The following is a 9157-nucleotide window of genomic DNA, read 5'->3' on the forward strand; positions in this document are numbered from 1 at the left end:
GACCGGCTGCCGAGCATGTTGGCGATCATCGGTGTCCTCGTCGTCATCTTCGCCGTGGTGGGAGGCTACGCCTACACCAAAGGCCCCTTCTCCGTGCTCTTCCAGCCGGCGGAGCTGATCATCATCATCGGCGCCGCGATCGGCATCGTCCTGCTGGGCTCGCCGCCGAAGGTGCTCAAGCATCTGCTGCGCGCCCTGCCCGTGGTCTTCAAGGGCTCGCCCTACACCAAGGCCACCTACCTCGAGCTGCTGAAGATGCAGTTCGAGGTCTTCTCGAAGATCCGCAAGGGCGGCCTGCTCGCGATGGAAGAGGACGTCGGCGATCCGCACAACAGCCCGATCTTCAAGAACTATCCCAAGTTCCTCGCCAACGAGCACGCGGTGCGCTTCTTCTGCGACTCGATGAAGCTGCTCATCGACGGCACGGACGTCGGCGAGGTCGAGCACATCATGCAGTCCGACCTGGCCACACAGCAGGAGGAGGGCCAGCTGCCGGCCGGCGTCCTGCAGGCCGTCGGCGACGCCATGCCGGGCCTGGGCATCGTCGCCGCCGTGCTCGGCATCATCGTCACCATGCAGCACCTGGACGGTCCGCCCGAGCAGCTGGGCAAGCACGTGGCGGCGGCCCTCGTCGGCACCTTCCTGGGCATCCTCGTGTCCTACGGCTTCTTCCAACCGCTGGGGACCGCCGTGGGCGCGCTGGCCCGCGACGAGCACAAGTACCTTCAGTGCATGATGATCGGCCTGAGCTGCTCCACGGGCGGCACTTCACCGGGCACCAGCGTCGAGCAGGCGCGCCGCGTGATCTACGCCGCGGATCGGCCCAGCGCCGAGGAGCTGGAGGCGGCCATCACCGAGCTGAAGACGGCCAAGACCTAGGCCCGAGGAGCGGCGAGCGTGTCCGGCAAACAGGAGAAGGGCAGCCGGCGACGGGGCGGCCACGTGGGCGGGCACCACGGCGGCGGCCATCACGGCGGCGCCTGGAAGGTGGCCTACGCCGACTTCACGACGGCGATGATGGCGTTCTTCATGCTCATGTGGATCCTCGCCGCCAGCTCGCCCAAGCAGAAGCACGCCATCGCCCAGTACTTCCGCAACGAGGGTCCCTTCCAGGACGGCGGCTCCACGATGACCGGCGATTTCGAAGGGGGGCCCGCCTTCCTCGACATGCCGCCGGCCGCGCGCATCCTCGAGGAGACGAAGGCGCTCGAGCAGCTCGCGCAGCAGCTCGATGCATCCCTGACGGGCAAGGGCCCCAAGGGGGAGGGCGAGGGCGACGGTGCCGGGGGCCTCAAGGATCAGGTCAAGATCAGCGTCGGCGACGACGGCCTCGTCATCGAGATCGCCGACGATCCCCAGGACGAGCTCTTCGCCGTCGGGGGCGCCATGATGAACCCCGACTTCGAGAGGATCCTCGACGCCGTGGCCGCGCACCTGAAGACCCTGCCCAACGCCGTGCGCCTGGAGGGCTACACGGACGCGCGCCAGTATCCCAGCGGCGCGGGCTACACGAACTGGGAGCTGTCCACGGATCGCGCGAACGCGGCTCGCCGCCGCCTGGAGACGCACGGGCTTGCCCGCGCGCGTTTCGAGAGCGTGGTCGGTTACGGGGACGGTCGCCTGGCCGTGCCCGCCGAGCCGCTGGCGCCGGGCAACCGACGCATCACGATCACTGTTCTGCGCAAGACGCCCGTCCCGCCGCCCACCGCCGGTCCCATCGAGGCGCCCGTGCAGGGTTTCCGGCCTCTGGGCGAGCCCTACATTCCCGCGGAGCAGACGCAGCCGCCCGAGTCCAGCGCCCCTGGGCGAGCGGCCTCCCAACCGGGCAAGCCGACCGAGCACGGCACGGCGCCGGCAGAGGCGGGGGGCGCCGGGCACGCCGGGCACTGAGCCGGGCGCGCGCGGGGCGCTGCCTAGCCCTCGACCAGCTCGATGCGCTCGGCGCTGATCAGCGGCTGGGCCGTGAGCCGGCGCCGGGCGTCGAGCACGGCGGCGATCGTCCCCTCGACGGCGCCCTCTCCCTTCAGCTCGTACTCGTGCACCGGCGCGTAGGCCTCGACGCCCCTGGCCGCCGGATCGACCTTCTCGTGCTCCGTGTAGCCCAAGAGGCGGGCGCCGGCGGGCAGCGCGGCCAGCAGGGCCTTGATCTCCGCGGCCTGCGGCCGCGTGAAGGCGTGGACGGCGAAGCGGAAGCGGCCCCCGCGCACGGCTCTCTCGGCGGCCAGGCGCAGGCCCGCCTCGCGCTCCAGGCGCGGGAGCTGCTCCCGCAGGCGCTCGGTGAGCGCGCGGCTGACGACGAAGTGGGTGAGCCGGCCCTTGCCCGTCACCAGCTCGCGCAGGGTCTCGCCCAGGGAGCCGTGCTCCAGCTCCTCCTCGTGGCCGATCAGGGCGCTGCCGGCCTCGCCGCAGCCGATCTGCAGCCCGACGATCAGGCCGCGGCAGACCTCCGCGTCGCCAGCGAGCACCAGCTCGCAGTAGTCCGGTGTCGGGGTGGGCTCTTCGGGACCGCCCGTGCGCGTGCTCACGGCGCGACCTCCTAGCGGAAGAAGATGAAGGTGACGAGGACGAAGACCGGGATCAGGAAGGGGATCGAGTAGCGCAGCATGTAGCCGAAGAAGCTCGGCATCGGCACGCCCGCCTCCTCGGCGATCGACTTGATCATGAAGTTGGGCGCGTTGCCGATGTAGCTGTTCGCGCCCATGAACACGGCGCCGGCCGAGATCGCCATCAGGTCGGCGATGAAGGCCTCGTTGCGCGCCGCCTCGCCGGCGTAGCCGAGCAGGCCCGGCACCGCGCTCTCGCTCTGGCCGAGGCTGCCCAGGGCCGTGTTGTAGAAGGTCAGGTAGGTGGGCGCATTGTCGAGGAAGCTCGACAGGCTGCCCGTCGCCCAGAAGTAGTGGGCCGGCTCGCGCACCGCGCGGATCAGCCCCGCCAGCGCGCCGTGCTCGCCGGCCTGCAGGATAGCGAGGGCAGGAATAATCGTCACGAAGATGCCCGCGAAGAGGTAGGCGACCTCCTGGATCGGCGCCCAGGTGAAGCCATTCTGCGCGCGGATCGCCTTGCGCGTGGTGGCGAGCGAGAGCACGCCCATCAGGATGAGGATGCCGTCGCGCACCCAGTTCTGCAGGTCGACGCCGACGTGGCCGTAGATCGGCAGGTGGGGCAGCTTGGCGTAGCCGGAGTAGATGACGCCGCCCATGACCCCGAGCAGGAAGAGCAGGTTGTGGGCGCCCTCGATGCGCAGGCCGGCCTCGCCGGGTGCGGCGGCCGGGCGCTCCGTCTCGCGGGCGTAGTGCCAGCGATCGAAGACGTAGAAGATCGCTAGCAGGACGAGCGTCACGAAGCCGGTGACCGCGAGCAGCGCCTTCGTCACCCAGAAGAAGGGCACGCCGTGCAGGAAGCCGAGGAAGAGCGGCGGGTCGCCGAGCGGCGTCAGCGAGCCGCCGATGTTCCCGATCAGGAAGATGAAGAAGGCCACCACGTGCACCTGGCGCCGCCGCCAGGCGTTCGCGCGCAGGACGGGCCGGATCATCACCATCGAGGCGCCGGTGGTGCCGATCCAGGAGGCGAGCACGGTGCCGATCAGGAGCAGCAGCGTGTTCACGGCCGGGGTGCCGCGCAGGGCGCCACCCACGAAGATGCCGCCCGCGATCGTGAACAGCGCCCAGAGCAGGATGATGAAGGGGATGTAGTCGATCAGCGCGATGTGCAGCAGCGACTGCAGGGCCTGCCCGCGATAGGCGATCAGGAAGGGCACGGCCAGGATGAGCGCCCAGGCGGCCGAGACCTTCGGGAAGTGGTGGTGCCAGAAGTGCGGCGCGAGCAGGGGGAAGAGCGCGATCGAGAGCAGGATGCCCACGAAGGGCAGCACGCTCCAGAGCGGCAGCGTTTCGCCGAGCGCGGGCGGCTGGTGGCCGGCGGCCGCCGCGGGGGCAGCGGCCTCCGGGTGACCGGCGCTGGCGAAGGCGGGCGCCGCGAGGGCAACGCCGAGGAGGAGCAGGCAGGCCAAGCGGACCAGGGGCGAGCGGGAAACGAGCTGCCGAGCTGGCATCGCGGCCTCCGGAAGAGGCGCCGCGCGCGGGGGCCCCGCGACGGCGAACGCGGCAAGGTAGACCATCGCGCCGGGCCGGGTCAACCGGCGACGCGGCGGGTCCGGCGACTCGCCGCTTCGCAACTCGACATCCCAGCGGGCTTTTGCTATAGAATCTCGGGCTCGGTTCCGGCCCCGGGGCCGGATCCCGCGCCTTTGTGCCCGGCAACCAACTCGTCAAGAAGCACGAATCGTCTTTCGCTGGAGGGTCGTGATGACCGACGTCCTGCTGTCCTGCCCGCGCAGGCTCGGCTCCCGGGGCGCCCGGCGCCTCGCCGCGCTCGCTGTCCTGCTCCCCCTGCTGATCGGCGGTCTGGGGCTCGCCCTGCCTGCCCCCGTCCAGGCCTCGACGGCCGCTGGCTCCGGCGAGGCGAGCCGCCCCGTCCACCACGGCGGCGAGGCCGCGCTCGTGCTGCCCGAGCTGGGACAGGCGGACTTCCTCGGCCTGTCGGGCCAGACCCTCCTCACCTTCGGCCTGCTCGCCTCCCTGCTCGGGCTGGTCTTCGGGCTGGTGATCTACCAGCAGATCAAGCACATGCCCGTGCACCGCTCGATGCGCGAGATCGGCGAGCTCATCTACGAGACCTGCAAGACCTACCTGCTCACGCAGGGGCGCTTCCTGCTCATCCTCTGGGCCTTCATCGGCGCGATCATCCTGCTCTACTACGGCCTCCTGCAGCACTTCTCGATCGTGAAGTTGCTCGTGATTCTGATCTTCAGCCTGATCGGCATCGGCGGCAGCTACGCCGTCGCCTGGTTCGGCATCCGGATCAACACCCTCGCCAACGCGCGCACGGCCTTCGCGAGCCTCAGGGGCAAGCCCTTCCCGCTGCATGCGATTCCGCTCAGGGCCGGCATGAGCATCGGCATGGCGCTGATCAGCGTCGAGCTCCTGATCATGCTCTTCATCCTGCTCTGGGTGCCGCGCGACTACGCCGGACCCTGCTTCATCGGCTTCGCGATCGGCGAGTCCCTCGGCGCCGCGGCGCTGCGCATCGCCGGCGGCATCTTCACGAAGATCGCCGACATCGGCTCGGACCTGATGAAGATCGTCTTCAACATCAAGGAAGACGACGCCCGCAACCCCGGCGTCATCGCCGACTGCACGGGCGACAACGCCGGCGACTCGGTGGGCCCCACGGCCGACGGCTTCGAGACCTATGGCGTCACGGGCGTCGCGCTGATCTCCTTCATCCTGCTCGCCGTGCACGACCCGCTGGTCCAGGTGCAGCTCCTGGTCTGGATCTTCGCGATGCGCGTGATGATGGTGATCGCCTCGGGCGGCTCCTACCTGATCAACAACGCGATCGTCCACGCCAAACACGGGCGCGCCGACAAGATGAACTTCGAGCACCCGCTGACCCAGCTCGTCTGGCTGACTTCGATCGTCTCGATCGTGCTCACCTACCTGGTCTCGAAGCTGCTCATCGGGAACATCGGCGACGGCAGCCTCTGGTGGAAGCTATCGACGGTGATCACCTGCGGCACCCTGGCCGGGGCGGTGATCCCCGAGTTCGTCAAGGTGTTCACCTCCACCGGCTCGCGGCACGTGAAGGAAGTGGTGACTTCGGCCCGCGAGGGCGGGGCGTCGCTGGGCATCCTGTCCGGCTTCGTGGCCGGCAACTTCAGCGCCTTCTGGCTGGGCAGCGCGATTCTCGGCCTAATGGCCATCGCTTTCGCCGCCTCGACCGCCGGGCTGGGCGCTCTCATGCTGGCGCCGGCCGTCTTCGCCTTCGGCCTGGTCGCCTTCGGCTTCCTCGGCATGGGCCCGGTGACGATCGCGGTGGATTCCTACGGCCCGGTCACGGACAACGCGCAGTCGGTCTACGAGCTGTCGACGATCGAGCAGATCCCGGGCGTCGCCAAGGAGATCGAGCAGGAGTTCGGCTTCAAGCCCAACTTCGAAAACGCCAAGGCGATGCTCGAGGAGAACGACGGCGCCGGCAACACCTTCAAGGCGACCGCGAAGCCGGTCTTGATCGGCACCGCCGTCGTCGGCGCGACGACGATGATCTTCTCGATCATCATGGTCCTGACCAACGGCCTCGCCGAGAACCTGGACAAGCTCTCGCTGCTCAACGCGCCCTTCCTGCTCGGCCTCGTCGCCGGCGGCGCCGTGATCTACTGGTTCACGGGCGCCTCGACGCAGGCCGTCTCGACCGGCGCCTACCGCGCCGTCGAGTACATCAAGGCGCACATCCGGCTCGAGGGCGCGACGAAGGCCTCGGTGGCGGACAGCAAGAAGGTCGTCGAGATCTGCACGCAGTACGCCCAGAAGGGCATGTTCAACATCTTCCTTGCCGTCTTCTTCATGACGCTGGCCTTCGGCTTCTTCGACCCCTTCTACTTCATCGGCTACCTGATCTCGATCGCGCTCTTCGGTTTGTACCAGGCCATCTTTATGGCGAATGCCGGCGGCGCCTGGGACAACGCGAAGAAGATCGTCGAGACGGACCTGAAGGAGAAGGGCACGGCGCTGCACGCGGCGACCGTGATCGGCGACACGGTGGGCGATCCCTTCAAGGACACCTCCTCGGTCGCCATGAACCCGGTGATCAAGTTCACGACGCTCTTCGGCCTGCTCGCCGTCGAGCTGGCCGTCTCGATGGCCGTCGAGAACAGCACCTTGACGCACGTGCTGGGCGCGGTCTTCTTCCTCGTCGCCCTCGTCTTCGTCTGGCGCTCGTTCTACTCGATGCGCATCCAGACGGGGCGGCAGGCCTAGCGTTCACGCTGGGTGCGGGGGCGGCCCGGCGCCGCCCCCGCACCCGGCGCCAAGGCGGCCGCCATGACCTCTCTCGAAAAGGGCCTCTTCCTCTCCAAGCTGGCGATCGCCGTCAACGTGCTGCTCGCGGCGACCAAGATCGTCACCGGCATCGTCGGCAACACCTACGCGCTCGTCGCCGACGGCATCGAGTCGATCACGGACGTCTTCAGCTCGATCATCGTCTGGGGCGGGCTGCGCCTGGCGGCCAAGCCGGCCGATCGCGAGCACCCCTTCGGCCACGGCAAGGCCGAGTCCATCGCCGGCATGCTGGTGGCCGCCGGGCTCCTGTTCGCCGCGGGCCTGATCGCCGTCCAGAGCATCGGCGAGATCCGGCACCCGCAGCAGGCGCCGGCCTGGTACACGCTGCTCGTGCTGGCGGGGGTGATCGTCGTCAAGGAGACGCTCTCGCGGCGCGTGCTGCGGGCGGGCGATGCGCTCCAGAGCACGGCGCTGAAGGGCGACGCCTGGCACCACCGCTCGGATGCGCTCACCTCGGCCGCCGCCTTCCTGGGGATCGGCATCGCGCTGATCGGGGGCAAGCGCTTCAATGCCGCCGACGACTGGGCGGCCCTGGCCGCCTGCGGCATCATCGTCTTCAACGGCTACCGGATCTTCCGCGCGGCCCTCGACGAGCTGATGGACGCCTCGGTGGCGCCGGCCATCGTCGAGTCGATCCGCGGGCTGGCCGGCGGCGTCGAGGGCGTGCAGGCGATCGAGAAGTGCCGCGTGCGCAAGAGCGGGCCGGGCCTGGCCCTGGACATCCACGTGCACGTCGCCGCCGAGATGAGCGTGCGCGAGAGTCACCGCATCGCCCACCGCGTGCAGGACGCCCTGCTCGCCTCGCCGCACCGCATCGGCGACGTCACCGTGCACATCGAGCCGGACGAGGACTGAGCGCGTGACCCCGTCCCACGGCTTGTGTTAGACTGATCATGGGATCAGAGGCGGGCGACGGCACTGGATTGCGTACGCCGTCCAGGGGGCGGCATCTCGTGGCAGGGAGGGCGCGGATGAGAACGGGGAAGCGCAGGGCCTCCCACTCCTCGTCGACCGCTGCACGCGGGATCCCATTCTCCGCTCTCGTTCAGCGCGTCGATCGCCCGCTCTTGACCCTGGCCTGGGCAGTCCTTCTCCTCACGCTTCCGCTTACTGCCCCGGACCTAGGCGCCAGCACCCTCGGCGTTCCGATGCCATTCCCGACCATTCAGAGCGCGGTTGACGCAGCGGGACCTGCTCTACGATGTGAGTGAATCATGAAGGACACTACCGGAAGGAGCGCCCGCATGAGCAAATGGCAGAAGGTGATGACCCACTTGGCTGCGGCGCTTTTCGCGTTCCCCGGCCTGGGAAGCGCCGTGGTGTATCAGCACTTCGCATACTACGATGAAAGCGAGCTTCCCGGGGGAGCCATGCCGATGTCGTCGTCAAGCGTCTATGGCGTTTTCTTCTATCCGACTCTGGACGTATCGCCGATCTTTACGATCGAGCGTATGCGCTTCTGGCATCTCGAATCCAATGATGAGTCGGATCCCTACCGTGTGCTCCTCGTTGTCCGCAACACTGCGGCCGAGCATATCTTCGAGATCGAGACCAGTGGAGTCTATATGACTAACTGCACTGGTTGCTGGGAGGAAGTGCTCATCGAGCGGTCATTCTGGGACAGCTCATCGGAGAGTTGGTCATTCGGCGTCTTGATGCAGCCTCAAGACGGCAATGCTGTCGGATCCGAACCCATTATCCGGATGGACCAGTCCCCACCTGCCCCGCTCCACAATCTGTACGCAGGCTACAACGAGTGGAGTGGGTTCTATAATATAAGCTACACGGAGGACTGGAACAGGGGGAACTACTTCATGGAGATCATCGTGCGCTACGACGAGCCGACGGCCGTGCTCTCGACCAACCTCTCGACCGTGAAGGCGCTGTACTAGGCCCCGCCCGCCTACCGAATCAGCACGAGCTTGCGCTCCTCCGCCGGCTGGCCGCTCTGCAAGAGCCGCGCGAAGTACTGCCCGCTGGGCAGCGCGCGCCCGGCGGCATCGCGGCCGTCCCAGTCCAGGCTGTGTTCGCCGGCCGGCAGCTCGCCCGTGGCCAGGCGGACGAGGAGCCGCCCGCGGGCGTCGTAGATCGCCAGCTCGATACGAGCCGGCTCGGCAAGGGCGAAGCGCAGGGTCGTCTTCGGGTTGAAGGGGTTGGGGAAGCTCGTGAGCTGGGCGGCGAGGGCCGGCGTCGGGCCGGCCAGGCGGCCGCGGGCCGGGCCGAGGTAGCGCGTGATACCGCCGCTCTCATCCAGCATGGCC

8 protein-coding genes are annotated in these 9157 nt (G+C 68.5%); 5 read left to right on the plus strand and 3 right to left on the minus strand.

All coding sequences use genetic code 11. The features are described from left to right. Both motA and FJ251_10905 read left to right on the plus strand, forming a co-directional pair. A partial coding sequence (gene motA, locus FJ251_10900) for a flagellar motor stator protein MotA (protein ID MBM4118226.1) occupies window positions 1-879 on the plus strand: 879 nt, incomplete at its 5' end. Between the two features lie 18 nt (window positions 880-897). Further along, window positions 898-1890, plus strand: a complete 993-nt coding sequence (locus tag FJ251_10905; protein ID MBM4118227.1) for a hypothetical protein — start codon at window positions 898-900, stop codon at window positions 1888-1890. 23 nt (window positions 1891-1913) lie between these two features. Here the strand turns inward: FJ251_10905 and FJ251_10910 are convergent, their stop codons facing one another. Together FJ251_10910 and FJ251_10915 are read right to left on the minus strand one after the other, a co-directional pair. After that, a complete protein-coding gene (locus FJ251_10910) occupies window positions 1914-2525 on the minus strand; it encodes a hypothetical protein (GenBank protein ID MBM4118228.1) in 612 nt (203 codons plus the stop codon). An 11-nt stretch (window positions 2526-2536) separates the two neighbouring features. After that, the gene (locus FJ251_10915) at window positions 2537-4051 is read right to left on the minus strand and encodes a sodium:proton antiporter (protein MBM4118229.1); all 1515 of its coding nucleotides are present in this window, start codon (window positions 4049-4051) and stop codon (window positions 2537-2539) included. A 253-nt stretch (window positions 4052-4304) separates the two neighbouring features. On the opposite strand from FJ251_10915, the gene FJ251_10920 reads away from it, so the two are divergent. From FJ251_10920 to FJ251_10930, 3 genes are all read left to right on the plus strand, one after another. Beyond that, entirely contained in the window at window positions 4305-6815 is a 2511-nt protein-coding gene (locus FJ251_10920) for a sodium-translocating pyrophosphatase (protein ID MBM4118230.1), read from the plus strand. A 63-nt stretch (window positions 6816-6878) separates the two neighbouring features. Further along, the gene (locus FJ251_10925; protein MBM4118231.1) at window positions 6879-7751 is read left to right on the plus strand and encodes a cation transporter; all 873 of its coding nucleotides are present in this window, start codon (window positions 6879-6881) and stop codon (window positions 7749-7751) included. Window positions 7752-8140: 389 nt separating this feature from the next. Then, window positions 8141-8788 (plus strand): hypothetical protein, encoded by a 648-nt coding sequence (locus tag FJ251_10930; protein MBM4118232.1) that lies wholly within the window; start codon window positions 8141-8143, stop codon window positions 8786-8788. Window positions 8789-8799: 11 nt separating this feature from the next. On the opposite strand, the gene FJ251_10935 is transcribed toward FJ251_10930, so the two are convergent. Beyond that, window positions 8800-9157, minus strand: a 358-nt coding sequence (locus tag FJ251_10935) for a T9SS type A sorting domain-containing protein (GenBank protein MBM4118233.1), incomplete at its 5' end; no start/stop codon positions are given.

The sequence above is a fragment of the bacterium genome, assembly GCA_016873475.1.
In the GTDB taxonomy this organism is placed as follows: domain Bacteria; phylum Krumholzibacteriota; class Krumholzibacteriia; order JACNKJ01; family JACNKJ01; genus VGXI01.